At 74.3% G+C, this 15,323-nt stretch carries 15 protein-coding genes; 7 read left to right on the top strand and 8 right to left on the bottom strand.

The features are described from left to right. The first annotated feature begins 17 nt into the window (after positions 1–17). From ACIQLL_RS17130 to ACIQLL_RS17115, 4 genes are all read left to right on the top strand, one after another. Entirely contained in the window at positions 18–473 is a 456-nt protein-coding gene (locus ACIQLL_RS17130; protein ID WP_402469798.1) for a fluoride efflux transporter FluC, read from the top strand. Then, the gene (gene crcB, locus ACIQLL_RS17125) at positions 470–856 is read left to right on the top strand and encodes a fluoride efflux transporter CrcB (RefSeq protein WP_402469796.1); all 387 of its coding nucleotides are present in this window, start codon (positions 470–472) and stop codon (positions 854–856) included. The genes ACIQLL_RS17130 and crcB overlap by 4 nt, the downstream gene beginning before the upstream one ends. Positions 857–887: 31 nt before the next feature. Continuing rightward, positions 888–1,853, top strand: a complete 966-nt coding sequence (locus ACIQLL_RS17120) for a 5'-3' exonuclease (RefSeq protein ID WP_402469794.1) — start codon at positions 888–890, stop codon at positions 1,851–1,853. A 92-nt stretch (positions 1,854–1,945) separates the two neighbouring features. Beyond that, entirely contained in the window at positions 1,946–2,710 is a 765-nt protein-coding gene (locus tag ACIQLL_RS17115) for a VOC family protein (protein ID WP_402469792.1), read from the top strand. 15 nt (positions 2,711–2,725) lie between these two features. On the opposite strand, the gene ACIQLL_RS17110 is transcribed toward ACIQLL_RS17115, so the two are convergent. The 4 genes from ACIQLL_RS17110 to ACIQLL_RS17095 form a co-directional block, all read right to left on the bottom strand. Next, entirely contained in the window at positions 2,726–3,574 is an 849-nt protein-coding gene (locus ACIQLL_RS17110; protein ID WP_402469790.1) for a copper homeostasis protein CutC, read from the bottom strand. Continuing rightward, positions 3,574–6,228, bottom strand: coding sequence for a phosphoenolpyruvate carboxylase (locus ACIQLL_RS17105; protein ID WP_402469987.1), 2,655 nt, complete (start codon positions 6,226–6,228; stop codon positions 3,574–3,576). Before ACIQLL_RS17105 ends, ACIQLL_RS17110 begins: the two co-directional genes overlap by 1 nt. Before the next feature lie 163 nt (positions 6,229–6,391). Beyond that, the gene (locus tag ACIQLL_RS17100) at positions 6,392–7,222 is read right to left on the bottom strand and encodes a hydroxymethylpyrimidine/phosphomethylpyrimidine kinase (RefSeq protein WP_402469787.1); all 831 of its coding nucleotides are present in this window, start codon (positions 7,220–7,222) and stop codon (positions 6,392–6,394) included. Between the two features lie 10 nt (positions 7,223–7,232). Further along, complete coding sequence (locus ACIQLL_RS17095; protein WP_402469785.1) at positions 7,233–7,472, bottom strand: hypothetical protein; 240 nt, start codon at positions 7,470–7,472, stop codon at positions 7,233–7,235. A gap of 101 nt (positions 7,473–7,573) precedes the next feature. On the opposite strand from ACIQLL_RS17095, the gene ACIQLL_RS17090 reads away from it, so the two are divergent. After that, complete coding sequence (locus ACIQLL_RS17090; protein WP_402469783.1) at positions 7,574–8,356, top strand: deoxyribonuclease IV; 783 nt, start codon at positions 7,574–7,576, stop codon at positions 8,354–8,356. A gap of 256 nt (positions 8,357–8,612) precedes the next feature. Here the strand turns inward: ACIQLL_RS17090 and ACIQLL_RS17085 are convergent, their stop codons facing one another. Together ACIQLL_RS17085 and ACIQLL_RS17080 are read right to left on the bottom strand one after the other, a co-directional pair. Beyond that, a complete protein-coding gene (locus ACIQLL_RS17085) occupies positions 8,613–9,293 on the bottom strand; it encodes a response regulator (RefSeq protein WP_402469780.1) in 681 nt (226 codons plus the stop codon). Next, entirely contained in the window at positions 9,290–10,549 is a 1,260-nt protein-coding gene (locus ACIQLL_RS17080) for a sensor histidine kinase (protein WP_402469778.1), read from the bottom strand. Before ACIQLL_RS17080 ends, ACIQLL_RS17085 begins: the two co-directional genes overlap by 4 nt. A gap of 129 nt (positions 10,550–10,678) precedes the next feature. Between ACIQLL_RS17080 and ACIQLL_RS17075 the strand changes: the two genes are divergently transcribed. After that, positions 10,679–11,578 carry an ABC transporter ATP-binding protein gene (locus ACIQLL_RS17075; protein ID WP_402469775.1) on the top strand — a complete coding sequence of 300 codons (900 nt, stop codon included), beginning with the start codon at positions 10,679–10,681 and terminating at the stop codon, positions 11,576–11,578. Then, entirely contained in the window at positions 11,575–12,369 is a 795-nt protein-coding gene (locus ACIQLL_RS17070; protein ID WP_402469773.1) for an ABC transporter permease, read from the top strand. The genes ACIQLL_RS17075 and ACIQLL_RS17070 overlap by 4 nt, the downstream gene beginning before the upstream one ends. A gap of 53 nt (positions 12,370–12,422) precedes the next feature. Here the strand turns inward: ACIQLL_RS17070 and ACIQLL_RS17065 are convergent, their stop codons facing one another. Together ACIQLL_RS17065 and ACIQLL_RS17060 are read right to left on the bottom strand one after the other, a co-directional pair. Continuing rightward, the gene (locus tag ACIQLL_RS17065) at positions 12,423–14,309 is read right to left on the bottom strand and encodes a cation:proton antiporter (RefSeq protein ID WP_402469771.1); all 1,887 of its coding nucleotides are present in this window, start codon (positions 14,307–14,309) and stop codon (positions 12,423–12,425) included. Between the two features lie 105 nt (positions 14,310–14,414). After that, on the bottom strand, positions 14,415–15,314 hold the full coding sequence (locus ACIQLL_RS17060) for a DNA/RNA non-specific endonuclease (protein ID WP_402469768.1): 900 nt from the start codon (positions 15,312–15,314) through the stop codon (positions 14,415–14,417). Between the last annotated feature and the right edge of the window lie 9 nt (positions 15,315–15,323).

The raw sequence follows: 15,323 nt of genomic DNA, 5'->3' as shown, positions 1-15,323 counted from the left end.
GCACCATGATGGGGCGCGTGACCTCGACGCGCCCACCGCACCGCGAGCTCCGGCTCGTCGCCCTGGTCGCCGCGGGGGGCGCCGTCGGGTCGGTCGGCCGGTACGGCGTCGGGCTGCTCCTGCCGCACGGGACCGCTCAGTGGCCGTGGGGCACGTTCGCCGTGAACCTCCTGGGCGCGTTCGTCCTCGGCTGGCTGCTGGAGGCGCTGGCCCGGCGCGGACCCGAGTCGCCCCGGCTGCGCCGCACCCGGCTGTTCTTCGGCACGGGCGTGCTGGGCGGGTTCACCACCTACTCCTCCCTGGCGCTGGACATCTCCCAGCTCGTCGACGACGGCGCCTGGCAGGTGGCGGCGAGCTACGCGGGTGCGACCCTGCTGCTCGGCACGCTCGCCGGCCTGCTGGGCATCCTGCTCGGCCTGCGCACCCCCCCCACCGTCATCGGCCGGCTGCTGCGCGGGCAGGACGGCCGATGAGCGGGCTGTGGGACGCGCTGCTGGTGGGGCTCGGCGGCGGGATCGGCGCCGGCGCCCGGTTCTGGCTCGCCGACACGATCAAGGCCCGCCGCCCGGACGGCTTTCCCTGGGGCACGTGGACGGTCAACGCCCTCGGCGCGCTGCTGATCGGCCTGGTGACGGGCTGGCTCGCGTTCTCCGGGACGGGATCGGCGTGGCAGCTGCTGCTGGCGGTGGGCGTGTGCGGGGGCTTCACCACGTTCTCCACCGCCGTCGTCGAGACCGCCACGATGCTGCGTGGCGGCCGCCCGCTGCGGGCCGTCGTGCATGCCCTGAGCACTCTCACGGTCTCCCTGCTCGCCGTCGCCGCCGGGATCGGCCTGATGGGCGTCCTGCTCGGCTGACGGTGACGGTGGCACCTGGGAGGCTTGTCCCATGCGCCTGCTCCTGCTCGACACCGCGTCGCTCTACTTCCGCGCCTACTTCGGGTTGCCGGACTCCCTGCGCTCGCCCGACGGCCGTCCCGTCAACGCGGTGCGCGGCCTGCTGGACATGATCGCGTTCCTGCTCACCGAGCACCGTCCGGACCGGATCGTGGCCTGCTGGGACGACGACTGGCGGCCCGCGTTCCGCGTCGACGCCATCGGCAGCTACAAGGAGCACCGGGTGCTCGAGCCCCGCGCGGACGGCCCCGACGTCGAGGAGATGCCCGAGGACCTGCGCGCCCAGGTGCCCGTCATCGTCGACGTGCTGGCCGCGCTCGGCATCGCACGGGTCGGCGCGCCCGGCTTCGAGGCCGACGACGTCATCGGCACGCTCGTCGCACGCGAGATCTCCCGGCACGACGGCGGAGCACCGGCCCGCGGGGACGGCGACGGCCCGCAGGTCGCGATCGTCACCGGGGACCGCGACCTGTTCCAGCTCGTGGACGACGCCGCCGGCGTCGCCGTCCTCTACCCGGCCCGCGGCGTCCGTGACCCCGACCTGGTCGACCAGGACCGCCTGCTCGAGAAGTACGGCGTGCCAACGGGCACCGCCTACGCCGAGATGGCGGTCCTGCGCGGCGACCCGTCGGACGGGCTGCCCGGCGTGGCGGGCATCGGCGAGAAGACCGCGGCCAAGCTGCTCGCGACCTTCGGCACCCTGGACCGCGTCCTGGCGGCCGCCGAGGCCGGGGAGCCGGGGGTCACGCCGTCCCAGCGCACCAAGCTCGCCGCCGCGGCGGACTACCTGGCCGTGGCGCCCGGCGTCGTGCAGGTGGCGGCGGACGCGCCGGTCGGCACGGTCGACGACGCGGTACCGAGCGAGCCGGCGGACCCGCAGCGGCTGGACGAGCTGGCCGACCGGTGGGGCATCCGGTCCAGCGTGGCCCGGGTGCTGACGGCGCTGGCCGACCGATGAGTTCCGACCCCTGCGGCAGTCTCGACTGACGAGCAGATGTCGGTGGCCCGTGCTGGACTGTCGACGACGGGTACTCGAACACGGAGGTTGCGATGCCTGCACGCGGAGACGTCGCCGACGGCGCACCGATCTGGATCGACCTGGGGACCAACGACCTGGACGCCGCGGTCACGTTCTACACCGAGCTCTTCGGCTGGGACCACGTGAGCTTCGGGGAGGAGTTCGGCAACTACGGCCAGTTCCTGCACCAGGGCGCCCCCGTGGCCGGCGTCGGGCCCAACATGGCTGCGGGGCAGCCCAGCGAGTGGACGGTCTACCTGGCCACGTCCGACGCGGACGCCGCGGCCCGGCGGGTCGCCGAGCACGGCGGCACCCTCCTGGTGGAGCCCGACGACGTGCCCGAGCAGGGCCGGTTCTTCGTCGCGGTCGACCCGGCGGGCGGGCCGGTGGCCTTCTGGCAGCCCGGCGCGCACACGGGGTTCGCGCGGGTGATGGAACCGGGCGCACCCTGCTGGTTCGAGGCGTGGAGCACCGACTACGACGCCACCACCGCCTTCTACCGGGACGGCGTGGGCTGGGACGTCCAGCAGATGCCCACCGACGGCAGCATGCGGTACGCGACCAACGGCACCGAGCAGGACGCCACGGCCGGCATCTACGACGCCGCGCACGACCTGGGCACGGACGGCCGGTCCCAGTGGTTGGTCTACCTCGGGACGTCCGACGTCGACGCCGCGGCGGCCCGGGTCGGCGAGCTCGGGGGAACCGTCCTCGGCGAGCCGGTCGAGTCGCCGTACGGGCGCATGGTGGACGCGCGCGACCCCGACGGGGCGCTGTTCCGGATCATCGCCGCCTGAGGGTTCCGCGGGCGCTCAGCCGGCGAGGGCCGCCGCAGCCGCCGCCGCGACCTGCGGATCGGTCACCTCGTAGCCGGACTCGCCCCCGCCGCCGGGCCCGCCGTCGTCGGACACCGTGCGCTTGGCCGACAGGTGCACCGCGTCGACGCCGGCGGAGCGCAGCGACGCGATGTCCCCGACCCGCACCCCGCCGCCGGCCATGATCTGCACGGCGCCGGCGAGCGGGCCGCGGGCGTGCGCGGCGCAGGCGCGGAGCTGGTCGACGCCCTCGGCGCAGCGCGCCGCACCGCCCGAGGTGAGCACGCGGCGCACCCCGGCCGCGGCGAGCACGTCGAGGCCGGCGAGCGGGTCGGCCAGCTGGTCGAACGCCCGGTGGAACGTCACCTCGACGCCGTCGGCGGCCGCAACCAGGGCACGCACCGCGACGGCATCGATCTCGCCCGTGGCGGTCAGGGCACCGACGACGACGCCGCGGGCGCCGGCGGCGACGGCCGCGGCGACCTCCCGCACCTGGACGTCGAGGTCACCGTCGACCAGCACGAACCCGCCGGGGCGCGGCCGCACCAGCACGTGCACCTCGACGGGGCGGCCCGACGCCGCGGCGGGGAGGCCGTGAGCGCGCTCGACGGCGGCCGCCAGCAGGCCGGGGCCCGGCGTCATCCCGCCGGTCGCACCCAGCGCCGCGCACAGCTCGACGCGGCGGGCGCCCACCGAGGCCGCCACGTCCACACCGGCCACGTCCTGCACCGCCAGCTCGAGGGCGACCGGCCCGGACTCACCCGGGCCGGTGGCCGTGCCGGCTCCCCGCACGGCGACGCCCGCCGGTGCCGGGGCACCCGCGGGCGTCGCGTCGTCGGACCGCATCAGCCGGTGTTCTGCAGGCCGGCGCTCACGCCGTTCACGGTGAGCAGCAGCAGGTGCCGCCAGCGGTCCTTGTACCCGCCGTCGACCCACTCGCCGTCGTCCACCGTCAGGCCCTCGCTGGTGCCCTGCGTCCGCAGCGCACGCAGCGCGCGGACCTGGAGCAGCGACAGCGCGTCCACGTAGGGAGAGCGCAGCTGCACGGCGCGGCCCAGCACGCGGCGGCTCGCCAGCGGCCAGTCGTTGCCCGTGATCTTCAGGACCCACTCGCGGGTCAGGCGGAGCTCCTCCAGGACCATCGCCGCGAGGTCGTCGCGATCGCCGAGCGCGAGGTACTGCGCGGCGATCCGCTCGTCGGTCTTGGCCAGCGACATCTCGATGTTGTCGAGCAGCGTGCCGAACAGCGGCCACTCGCGGTAGGCCGCCGTGAGCTCGTCGAGGTCGCCGAACTCGCGCAGCGCCGTGCCCAGTCCGTACCAGCCGGCCAGGTTGATGCGCGCCTGCGACCAGGAGAAGACCCACGGGATCGCCCGCAGGTCGTCCAGCGAGTTCACCGACAGCCCGCGCTTGGCCGGGCGGGAGCCGATCGGCAGCAGGCCGACCTCCTCCAGCGGGGTGACCTCGGAGAACCACTGCGGGAAGCCCTCGGACAGGACCAGCTCGTGGAACCGGGCCCGCGACGTCGCGTCCAGGGAGGAGGCGAGGCCGGAGAACCGCTCCGCGGTGGAGGCGTTGCGCTTCTCCGTCGACGGCGCGGAGGCCAGCAGCGTCGCGGCGGCCACCTGCTCGATGTGCCGCGCGGCGATCGTCGGGTTGCCGTAGCGGGCCAGGATGACCTCGCCCTGCTCGGTGAGCTTGAACCGGCCGTCCACCGAGTGCGGCGGCTGGGCCAGCACCGCGCGGTTCGCCGGGCCGCCCCCACGGCCGAGAGCGCCGCCGCGGCCGTGGAACTGCGTCATCGTGATGTCGTGCTTCTCGGCCCACTGGGCGATGCGCGACTGGGCCGAGTGCAGCGCGAGGGTGGCCGCGACGGGTCCGACGTCCTTGGAGGAGTCGGAGTAGCCGAGCATGACCTCCACCCGGCGGCCGTTCTCCGCCAGGCGCTTCTGGACCTGCGGCATCTCGAGCATCGCCTCGAGGATGTCGACGGAGTTCTCCAGGTCGGCGAACGTCTCGAACAGCGGGATCGCGTCGATGACCGGCGCGTCGTCCGTACCCTCGAAGGCCAGCTCGGCGAGCTGGTAGACCGCCGCCATGTGCTCCGGGGCCTGCGTGAAGGACACGATGTACCGGCGGGCAGCGCGCTCGCCGAACCGCTTCTGGACGGCGCCCAGCGCGCGGTAGGTGTCCAGCACCTCGCGGGTGCGGTCCGACAGGTCGCCGTGCACCCCCTTGTCGTGGATCTCCTCGAGCGCGGCGGCGTGCACCTGCGAGTGCTGCCGCACCTCGATCTCGGCCAGGTGGAACCCGAAGGTCTGCACCTGCCAGACGAGCTTCTGCAGGTCGCCGTAGGCGGCGCGGTGGGCACCGGCCTGCACCAGCGAGTCCTGGACGACGCGAAGGTCGGCCTCGAGCTCCTCGGGGACGCGGTAGGCGAGGTCGGCGTTCCGCGTACGGGTGGCCCGGACGCGCCCGGCGATCGCCAGGACCGCCGCGCGGTGCGGCTCGTTCGGCGAGTCCGCCGTCGCCTGCGCCACCAGCTCGTCGGAGAGCTGGCGCAGCTGCTGCCACAGGGCCTTGAGCTCCGGCGACGCCGGGGTGGTCGCCTCCTCCAGGGTCAGCTTGCGGCCCGTCGTGCGGGCGGCCTCCTCCAGCGCCGTCAGCGCGTGCTCGGCGGCCAGCGTGGCGGCCTGGCGGGTCACCTCGGCGGTGACGTTCGGGTTGCCGTCCCGGTCGCCGCCGATCCAGGACCCGAGGTAGACGAACGGCTTGGCGACGGGCGGCGTCGCGCCGGCCTCGCCGTCGAGCAGCCAGTCGTCCAGGCGCCGGTAGACCTCGGGGAACGTGTTGAACATGGTGGCGTCGAAGACGCCCATGGCGGTCTTGACCTCGTCGATCACGGTGGGCTTGGAGGCCCGGATCGGCGAGGTGCGCCACATGGTGTCGATCTCGGCGAGCAGGCGGCGCCCGTTCTCGGTGAGCGACGTGCCGCCGGGGCGCATCGTGTCCCGCTCGGCCAGGAGGTCACCGATGCGGCGCACGGCGCCGGAGACCGCACGACGGCGGGCCTCGGTCGGGTGGGCCGTCAGCACCGGGCGGAACTCGAGCTCGCCGAGGCGGCGCAGGGCCTCGTCGCGGCCGACCTCCTCCGAGAGCTGGGTGAAGGCCGCCGGGAGCGACTCCTCGATCGCCGCACCGGACTCGGACTCGCGCTGGTGCAGCACGCGCACCCGGTGGTACTCCTCGGCGAGGTTCGCCAGGTGGAAGTAGCACGTGAAGGCGCGGGCCAACTGCTCGGCGCGTTCGAGGCTGTACCCCGCGACCACCTCCGCGGCCTCGTCGAGGCTCGCACCGCCGTCGTCCGCTCCGTAGGCGCGGATGGTCAGCTCGCGCAGGCGCTCGACGTCGTCGAGCAGGTCCTGGCCGCCGGCCTCCCGCAGCACGGTACCGAGCAGTCCGCCCAGGAGGCGGATGTCGTCGCGCAACGGGTCGGGCATCTCGTGCCGGGCGACGACGCGTTCGATCGCGCCCGTGCTCGGGCTCTGCTGTCCGTAGTTGTCGCTCACGCCCTAGAGACTAAGCCGAACCGCGCTTGAGGCCTAGTTTGCGTCCGCTGTGCGGTCGTCCGGCCGCGTCCGACGACGGGACACGGGTCGGTCGTCAGCCCTCGGGCGCGTACGCCCCCTGCCAGACGGTGTCGAACGGGGTGCGTGCGGCGACGCGCGCCTCGATCCCGGCCGTGACCACGTCCTTGGCGATCCGCACGGCGGCCGGGACGTCGGCGCCCTTGGCCAGCTCGGCGGTGATGGCGGCGGCGAAGGTGCAGCCGGCCCCCGAGACGCGCTCCTCGCCGATCTTGGGCGACGCGAGCACGGTCACGTCCGTGCCGTCGAACAGCACGTCGACGGCGTCGGGCCCCGGCAGCTCGGCGCCGCCCTTGGCCACGACGTAGCGCGTGCCGTCGCCGGCGGGGAGCTGGGCGTGGACGCGGCGTGCGGCCTCGGTCAGCTCCTCGACGGAGCCGATCGCGTCCATGCCCGCCAGCGTCGCGGCCTCGAAGAGGTTCGGGGTGACGACGGTCGCGTGCGGGAGGACCTGTTCGCGCAGCGCGGTGTCGGTGTCGAGCGCGGCGCCCGGCTCCTGCCCCTTGCAGATGAGCACCGGGTCGAGCACCACGTGCTGCCAGGGCCTCGACGCCAGGGAGCGGGCGACGACCTCGACGGTGGCCGGCGTGCCGAGCATGCCGATCTTGACCGTGCCCAGGTCGTGCGTGGCCGTGGCGGCCTCGAACTGGTCGGCGATCACCTGCGGGTCGACCGGGACGAACCGGTGCGCCCAACCGTCCGTCGGGTCGAACGACACGATGCAGGTCAGCGTCCCGACGCCGTAGACGCCGAGCTGCTGGAACGTCTTGAGGTCGGCCTGGATACCGGCGCCGCCGGTCGCCTCGGATCCGGCCACGACGAGAGCGAGCGGTGGGGTGCTGGGCATGGCTCCCAGCCTACGACGGCAGCCGGCCGAGCAGGTGGGCGCGGGCGGCGTCGCGCTCCTCGTCGGTGATGCGCCCGGAGGCTCGCAGGCGGTCCAGGTGGTCGAGCCGCTGCTCCAGGAGCCCGGGCCGGTCGGTCGGCTCGGCATCACCCCCGCGCGACGCGCCGCGGACGAGCGCCACCGCGATGACCACCAGCGCGATCAACATCGCCGGTGGCGCGAGAGCGCTGATCATCGCCAGCAGTGCCATCTCGTGCGCCCCTCGGTCGACCGATTCGTGACGCGTGCCACCGTAGCGGACCGGGGCGTCCGGTCCGCGCCGTCGTCGGAGGGCGACCGTAGGCTGACGGCATGAGCCTCCAGATCGGTGCCCACGTGTCCCTGGCCGACGCCGTCACGCAGGCCCGGGAGCTGCGCGCCGACGTCGTCCAGGTCTTCCTGTCCGACCCGCAGGCGTGGAAGGTGCCGCCGCTGGAGTACCCCGGTGGCGCCGAGGCGTTCCGGGCGGCGACGGCGGAGGCCGGGCTGGACGTGTTCGTGCACGCGCCCTACGTCATCAACGTGGCCTCGCCCAACAACCGGATCCGCATCCCGAGCCGCAAGCTGCTGCAGCAGATCATGGCCGGTGCGGGCGAGATCGGCGCGAAGGGCGTCGTCGTGCACGGCGGCCACGTCACCGCGAAGGACGATCCCGCGACCGGTTTCGACAACTGGCGCAAGGCGATCGACTCCCTCGAGACGGACGTCCCCGTGCTCATCGAGAACACCGCCGGGGGCGACCACTCGATGGCGCGGCGCCTGGACCGGATCGAGCAGCTCTGGGCGGCGGTGCAGCAGGCCGACGGCGCGGAGGTCGGGTTCACGCTCGACACCTGCCACGCCTGGGCCGGCGGGCTCGACCTCTCGACCGTGGTCGCGGACCTCCGCGCGATCACCGGCCGCATCGACCTGGTCCACGCCAACGACTCGCGCGACACCGCCGGATCCGGGGCCGACCGCCACACCAACTTCGGCGCCGGCACGATCCCGCCCGAGCTGCTCCTCGGCGTGATCCGGGAGGCCGGCGCACCGGTGGTCTGCGAGACCAAGGGCGACGTCGGCACCGACATCGCCTGGCTCCGCGAGAGCCTCTGACCACTCGCGAGGTAGGCAATCCCTCGCCGAGGTAGGCAACTTTCTGCCGACGTAGGCGACCGCCTGCCCACGTAGGCGACCGCCTGCCCACGTAGGCAACTTCCTGACCAGGTAGGCAGACCACCCGGACCGGTAGGGCCCCGGCAGCGCGCCACGCGCGGTTCCGCGCACGTTCCGGCCTACCTCGCGGTGCTTCGCTCTACCTCGCGCCGACCGTGCCTACCTCGGCGAAGGGTTGTCTACCTCGCGAGCCGGATCAGCTCGACGCTCCGCCGGCGTCGTGGACCGCGATCGCCGCCTGCACCCGGTTCGCCGCCCCGAGCTTGTCCAGGATGCGCGACACATGAGTCTTCACGGTGGGCACACCCAGGTACAGCTCCGCGGCGATCTCGGCGTTCGACAGCCCTCGCGCCAGCACGACCGCGACCTCACGCTCCCGGTCGGTCAGCGTCCCCAGACGGCGCCGCGCGGCCCGTCGGCCGGCGTCGTCCGCCGCTGCCCGCCCCGACCCCGAGACCCGCTCGATGAGCTGCGCCGTCACCGACGGGGACAGGGTCGGCTCCCCCGCCGCGGCGGCCCGCACCGCCGCGACGAGCCGGTCCGGCGGGGTGTCCTTCAGCAGGAACCCGGCGGCCCCGGCACGCAGCGCCTGGACCACCATGTCGTCGGTGTCGAACGTGGTCAGCACGATCACCCGGGACGTCCCGCCCTCCAGGGCGACGATCTGCCGGGTCGCCTCGATCCCGTCCACCCGAGGCATGCGGATGTCCATGAGCACCACGTCCGGCCGCTCCCGGCGTACCAGCGCCACACCGTCGTCGCCGTCGCCGGCGTCCCCCACCACCCGCACCTCGGGCGCCCCGCCGAGGATGAGCCCCAGCCCGGCACGTACCAGAGCGTCGTCGTCCACGACGACGACGGAGATCGACTCGGTCATGACGCCCACGGTAGCCAGGCCTGCACGACGAACCGCCCGTCGCCGTCGTGCACCGTCAAGGAGCCGCCCGCCAGGCCGGCACGCTCGGTGAGCCCGAGCAGCCCCAGGCCGGAGGCCGGCGGTGCCGACGCCGACCCGTCGGCGTCCTCCGGCCGATCCGTGATCGTCGGGTTCGTCACGGTCACCCAGAGCCCCTGACCGGGTGCGCCCCGCAGCACCACGGACGCCGACATCCCCGGCGCGTGCTTGCGGACGTTCGTCAGCGCCTCCTGCACGATCCGGTACGCGGTGCGGGACACCGCCGTCGGCAGCCTCTGCGGCTCCGACGTCCGGTCGACCAGCCGGACCGTGGGTCCGGCCTCGGTGACGGCGCGGGTCAGGGCCGGCAGGTCCGCCAAGGTCGGCTGAGGTCGCTCGGGACGGTCCGGCCCGGTGCCCGCGCCGAGCTCGTCCACCGACGACGGCCCGCCCAGGCCGCGCAGCACCCCCAGCACCTCCCGCAGCTCGCCGAGCGCCTCGTGCGCGCTGTCCCGCACGAGGGCCGCCGTCTCGGCCACCTGCTCCGGCGGGAGGTCCGTCCGGTAGGCGAGCGCTCCGGCGTGCATCGCGACCAGCGACATGCGGTGGGCGAGGACGTCGTGCATCTCGCGCGCGATCCGCGCCCGCTCGTTGGCCCGGGCCTGCGCGACCCGGCTCGCCTGCTCCCGCTCCGCCGTCGCCAGCCGTTCGTGCAGTCCCGCCAGGTGCTCACGGCGCAGTCCGACGTACGCACCGATCCAGACCATGAGCGCGAAGAGCACGACGCCGCCGGCGACGTCGAACAACCAGCCCATACCGTCGTCCACCGGGTAGAGCGTCCCGTAGAGCCACCCGCTCACCACGAACACGACGCCGACCAGGGCCAGCCGCCACCAGCGCCGGTGCGTGGCCACGGAGACGACCGCCAGCGCGATCGGGCCGACGGCGAAGACCGAGATCGCCCCGGCGGCGCACACGACCAGCGCGACGGTCGTCGGCGCACGGCGACGCAGGAGCACCAGGCCGAAGCACACCAGGCCGACCAGGATGTCGAGGGCGATCCGGTCCTCGTCCACGGACCGCTGCCCGGTCTCCGCCTCGAGCACGACCACACCGGTCACGATCATGCTCAGTGCCAGGGCCAGCCCGAGCCGCCACACCTCACCCCAGACGTACCGCAGCCGCGACCTCGTCGTCACCGGACCGGGCCGGGCCGGGGCGTCGCTGGGTGTGGCCACCCGCCGAGCGTAGAGCGGGGCCACCGGCCGAGCATCCGTCGAAGGGATGACCCACGGGCTCCGTGCGGCGGACCGGAACCCTCCCCGCGGGTGATGCGCGGGCCCCGCCCGGTCGGAAGGATGGGTGCCATGATCACCGTGGAGCACCTGACCAAGAGGTACGGGCCCGTCCTGGCCGTGAACGACGTGTCGTTCACCGCCGAACCGGGTCTCGTGACCGGCTTCCTCGGCCCCAACGGCGCCGGGAAGTCCACCGCCATGCGCATGATGACCGGGCTGACCCCCTCGACCAGCGGGACGGCGCGCATCCTCGGCAAGCCCTACGCGGCCCTGGCCAACCCCGGCCGGCGCGTCGGGGTGCTGCTCGACGCCGCGGCCCAGCACGCCGGCCGCACCGGCCGCGAGACGCTCGCCCTGTCGGCGCTGCTCACCGGCGTCGGCCGGAACCGCGTCGACGAGGTGCTGGACCTCGTCGGCCTCACCTCGGCCGAGGCCGGGCGCCGCGTGCGCACCTACTCCCTCGGCATGCGGCAGCGGCTCGGCCTCGCCGGTGCGCTGCTCGGCGACCCGGAGGTCCTGATCCTGGACGAGCCCGCCAACGGTCTCGACCCCGCCGGGATCCGGTGGATGCGCGACCTGCTGCGCGACTTCGCGGCCGACGGCGGCACCGTGCTGCTGTCCTCCCACCTGCTGTCCGAGATCGAGCAGGTCGCCGACCGGCTCGTCGTCATCGGCCGTGGTCAGATCGTCGCCGAGGGCACCAAGACGGAGCTGCTGCGCGCCGCGGGGACGTTCGTGCGTTCCACCGACGACGCCGCCCTGGCCGCCGCGTGCCGGCAGGCCGGCATCGAGCTCGAGAGCCAGCCGGCCGGCGGGTTCACCACGACCGCCGAGGCCGTGGAGGTCGCCCGCGCGGCGCTCGCCGCCGGCGTCCTCGTGACCGAGCTGCACGACACCGGCTCGCGGGGCCTGGAGGAGCTGTTCCTCGAGCTCACCGCCGCCGACGCCCGAGAGAAGGTGACCGCATGACCGCCGTCCAGCAGGCCGCGGCGTCCACCCGCACCCGGCACGGCGACCTCAAGCCGGTCCCGTTCTCCCGCCTGACGCTGTTCGAGTGGCGCAAGCAGCTCGACACCCGGGCCGTGCGCTGGCTCTTCGTCGTCATCGCCGTGCTCACGGCCGGCGTGGTCACGGTCATGGCCGTCGTCGGTGACGGGGACGTCGGCCTCGAGACGTTCGTCTCCGGCACCTCGACCCCGTTGGCGATGCTCCTGCCGATCGTCGCCATCCTCGCCACCACTGCCGAGTGGTCGCAGCGGACCGGCCTGACGACGTTCACCCTCGAGCCCCGCCGCCTCCGGGTCGTGTGGGCCAAGCTGGTCACCGCCGTCGGCTCCGGGCTGGGCTTCTTCGTGGTGGCCGTGGGGATCGCGGCGCTCGCACACCTGGCGGTGATCGGCCTCCGTGACGCCGACGCCGACTGGGGCCTGGGCGCGCTGACGGCCGGGATGGCGCTGATGACCGTGATCTACATGGTGCAGGGCGTGGCCTTCGGCCTGGCGCTGATGAGCACCCCGGGAGCGATCGTCGTCTACCTCGTGGTGCCGACGATCATGGGTGCCGTCGCCGGGCTCGTCACCGCGTGGGCCGAGGTGTGGCCGTGGGTCGACCTGTCGACGGCGAGCATCCCGTTGCTCGCCGGTGGGGACATGGGCGGCGAGCAGTGGGCGCAGCTCCTGGTCGCCGCGCTGATCTGGGTCGGGCTGCCGCTGCTGGTGGGGATCCTGCGGGTGCAGCGCGGCGAGATCAAGACCGCCTGACGCCGCGAGCATCCCCGGGGATCCCCACGACCGCGGGGACGCTCGCGCCGCGTTCAGTCGGCGCGTGACCGCATCTCGATCGCGATCTGGTCGGCGTCGAGCAGGTCGAGCGCCCTGCTGAGCTGGTCGGAGTCGTAGGCCCCGACGGCTCTCGCCTCGAGCAGGGCCTGGCGCTGGGCGTCGATCGTCGCGAGCCGCAGCTCGAAGAACTGGGCGGAGAGCTCGCCCGGCGTCGTCTCCTCCTCGGCCTGGTCGTGCTGCTCGCGCACGACGACGTCGCGGACCTTCGCCACGACCGACGTCGCGTACGCCGTCCCGTCGGGGCGCTGCAGGTCCGGGGAGTCGAGCATCCCGCGCGCGGTGTCCTCGACGATCTCGCGGAGCCCCTGCGCCCCCTCGACGGCGCGCGACGACGTCGCGCCGGCCAGTCCCAGCCGCCGCACGACCCACGGCAGCGTGCCGCCCTGCACGAGCAGCGTCCCCGCCGCGACGCCGAAGGCGACCAGCACGAGCAGGGACCGCTGCGGGAAGTCCGCCGGCAGGGTCTGGGCGGCGGCCAGCGTCACGACGCCGCGCATCCCGGCCCACACGAGCACGACACCCTCGCGCGGGCCGAGCGGGGCGGCGGCGAGGTAGTCGATGTCGGCGACCCGGCGGGTGATCCGCCGCTGGAACGCCGCGAAGCGGGCGGCGATGCTCTCGCGGCCCCGCTCCGTCTCGAGGCGGGCCCGCATCCGCTCCTCGTACTGGGCCTGGCGACGTTCCTGCTGCCGCGCGCGGTGCGCCGTCCTGGCCGGGTCACGCTCCTCGCCGCGCTCACGACCCGGGCGAGGCATCGGCTCGGTGAGCGCCGCGGTCGTCGCGTCGCCGCCCTGCCTGCTCGCCGCGATCTTGGCGTCCAGGCGGTCCTGCATCGTCGCGAGCGTGCCGCGCATCTGCTCGCCTCGTTGCCGTTTGCGCGCGAGGTAGCGCAGCAGCGGCAGCACGAACGCCGCGCGGACGGCCACGATGCCGACCGCACCGATCACCGCCACGACGAGCGCCAGCCACAGCGAGCCGTGCTCCGCCTGCACGTCCTCGACCAGGCCGAAGACCTGCAGCCCCATGACGAGGAACAGCCCGCCCTCGAGCAGGGTCTCGACGGTGCGCCAGTTCATCCGCTCGGCGACGCGGTCCTGGGGCCGCAGGTACCTCGCCGAGAACGTGCTGGTCGCCAGTCCCGCGGCCACGGCCGAGACGATACCGGAGGCGTCCAGCGCCTCGGTGGGCAGGTAGGCCGCGAACGGCACGACGAACGAGACGGCGGTGGACAGGGCGCTGTGCTTCATGCGGGCGCGGACCCACAGGCCGAGACGGCCGACCACCAGCCCGATGACGACGGCGACGAGGACGGCCACGAGGAAGTCCGCCACGACGGACCACAGGGACACGCTCACCGCGGTGGCGGCGACCGCCGATCGCAGCAGCACCAGCGAGGTGGCGTCGTTGAGCAGCCCTTCGCCGTCGAGCATGACGATCACGCGACGGGGCGCCCCGAGCCTCTTGACGATGGAGGTGGCCACAGCGTCGGTGGGGCTGACGATCGCTCCGAGCGCGATCCCCGCCGCGAGGTCGAGGCCGGGGATCACCCAGGAGAACACGAAGCCCAGGACCACGGCCGAGATCACCACGAGGAGCACGGACATCCCGCTGATCGCGGTGAAGTCGCGGCGGAAGTCCATCGCGGGGAACGACGCCGCCGTCGCGTACAGCAGCGGCGGCAGGACGCCGGCGAGGATCACCTCGGGGTCGATGTCGATCGCGGGGACCGCCGGGAGGAAGCTGACGCCGACCCCGATGACCACGAGCACCAGGGGGGCGGCGACCCCGGCACGGGGGGCGAGCGCCGTCACCCCGATGACGACGACGGCGGCGACGACCGCGACGAGCATGACCTCCATGCAGCCAACCTAGGGGCACCCGGGTGGCCCGGCGCGTCGCGCGGCCTACCTGGCCGGGTCGCGGCCTACCTCGGCGGGCGGGGGCCTACCTGGCCGGGTCGCGGCCTACCTCGGCGGGCGGAGGCCTACCTCGGCGAGGGAGGTGAGCTCGGTCCGGCCCGACGGCGGTGCTCCGGCGGCGCGGGCGGGCTCGGCGGGGCCGGGGGCGGGCTGAACAGGAGACGGGCGGACGTCGGCCGCCGCGAGCGGGCCCAGGTCGAGTCCCGTGAGCGCCCCGACCTCGGCGACCGGCACCTGGAACGTCCGGTAGGGGCCGAGCGGCGGGATCCCGCCGGCGGCCAGCGCCCGTCCCGTGGCGGTGCTCAGCTCGGCGCCGGTGAGCTGCGGCGTCTGGTCGAGAAGGAACGCGGCGGACCGCAGCTCCTCGCCGGGCCCGGCCCACGCGGCGACCTTCCAGAACTGCCGCGGCAGGGCGACCCCGCGGTAGACCGGGTCGGCGGTGTCGAAGACGCACCCGGTGTGCACGACGATCCGGTGCCGGTGGGCGTCGGCGAACTCGAGCACGTGGTCCTCGAGCCCGTTCCACAGCTCCTTGGACTGGTTGAACTCGTCGACCTGCGGGGCGGCGTTGGTGTAGACGAAAGTCGCCTCGCCGGCCTGCCGCGCCTCCTCGACGGTTCCCCACATGGGGTCGAGCCGCCGGACGAGGTGCCCGCGGTCGAGCGGGTTGTGGCGGTAGAGCTCGTTGCCGGACTGCTCCTCGGGCGGGGCCTGGGGATCGAGGTCCCAGGAGCCGGTGCGCGGCAGGGATCGCAGCCGGGCGCCGTCGACGGTGCAGGCGGCGACGGCGGCCAGCCGGCGGGCGGGGTCGAGCAGGATGCTGAAGTGCGGGTGGTCGAGCCGGCGCAGCTCCCGGGGCGGACCGTCCTCGGACGCCGCCGGGGCGGGCAGCGGGACGGTCAGGGCGGCGTCGGGCCCGAGGAAGCGCGCGTCGTAGCCGGTCACGGCGCCGAG

The organism is Isoptericola aurantiacus, from assembly GCF_044769875.1.
Taxonomy (GTDB): Bacteria; Actinomycetota; Actinomycetes; order Actinomycetales; family Cellulomonadaceae; genus Isoptericola; species Isoptericola aurantiacus.
The sequence above is the reverse complement of the archived record's forward strand: the minus strand, read 5'-3'. Positions and strand labels throughout refer to the sequence as shown.

Coding starts and splice junctions, on each gene's coding strand:
- crcB (WP_402469796.1), top strand. CDS start 470: ATGAGCGGGCTGTGGGACGCGCTGCTGGTGGGGCTCGGCGGCGGGATC.
- ACIQLL_RS17120 (WP_402469794.1), top strand. CDS start 888: ATGCGCCTGCTCCTGCTCGACACCGCGTCGCTCTACTTCCGCGCCTAC.
- ACIQLL_RS17115 (WP_402469792.1), top strand. CDS start 1,946: ATGCCTGCACGCGGAGACGTCGCCGACGGCGCACCGATCTGGATCGAC.
- ACIQLL_RS17110 (WP_402469790.1), bottom strand. CDS start 3,574: ATGCGGTCCGACGACGCGACGCCCGCGGGTGCCCCGGCACCGGCGGGC.
- ACIQLL_RS17105 (WP_402469987.1), bottom strand. CDS start 6,228: ATGCCCGACCCGTTGCGCGACGACATCCGCCTCCTGGGCGGACTGCTC.
- ACIQLL_RS17100 (WP_402469787.1), bottom strand. CDS start 7,222: ATGCCCAGCACCCCACCGCTCGCTCTCGTCGTGGCCGGATCCGAGGCG.
- ACIQLL_RS17095 (WP_402469785.1), bottom strand. CDS start 7,472: ATGGCACTGCTGGCGATGATCAGCGCTCTCGCGCCACCGGCGATGTTG.
- ACIQLL_RS17090 (WP_402469783.1), top strand. CDS start 7,574: ATGAGCCTCCAGATCGGTGCCCACGTGTCCCTGGCCGACGCCGTCACG.
- ACIQLL_RS17085 (WP_402469780.1), bottom strand. CDS start 9,293: ATGACCGAGTCGATCTCCGTCGTCGTCGTGGACGACGACGCTCTGGTA.
- ACIQLL_RS17075 (WP_402469775.1), top strand. CDS start 10,679: ATGATCACCGTGGAGCACCTGACCAAGAGGTACGGGCCCGTCCTGGCC.
- ACIQLL_RS17070 (WP_402469773.1), top strand. CDS start 11,575: ATGACCGCCGTCCAGCAGGCCGCGGCGTCCACCCGCACCCGGCACGGC.
- ACIQLL_RS17065 (WP_402469771.1), bottom strand. CDS start 14,309: ATGGAGGTCATGCTCGTCGCGGTCGTCGCCGCCGTCGTCGTCATCGGG.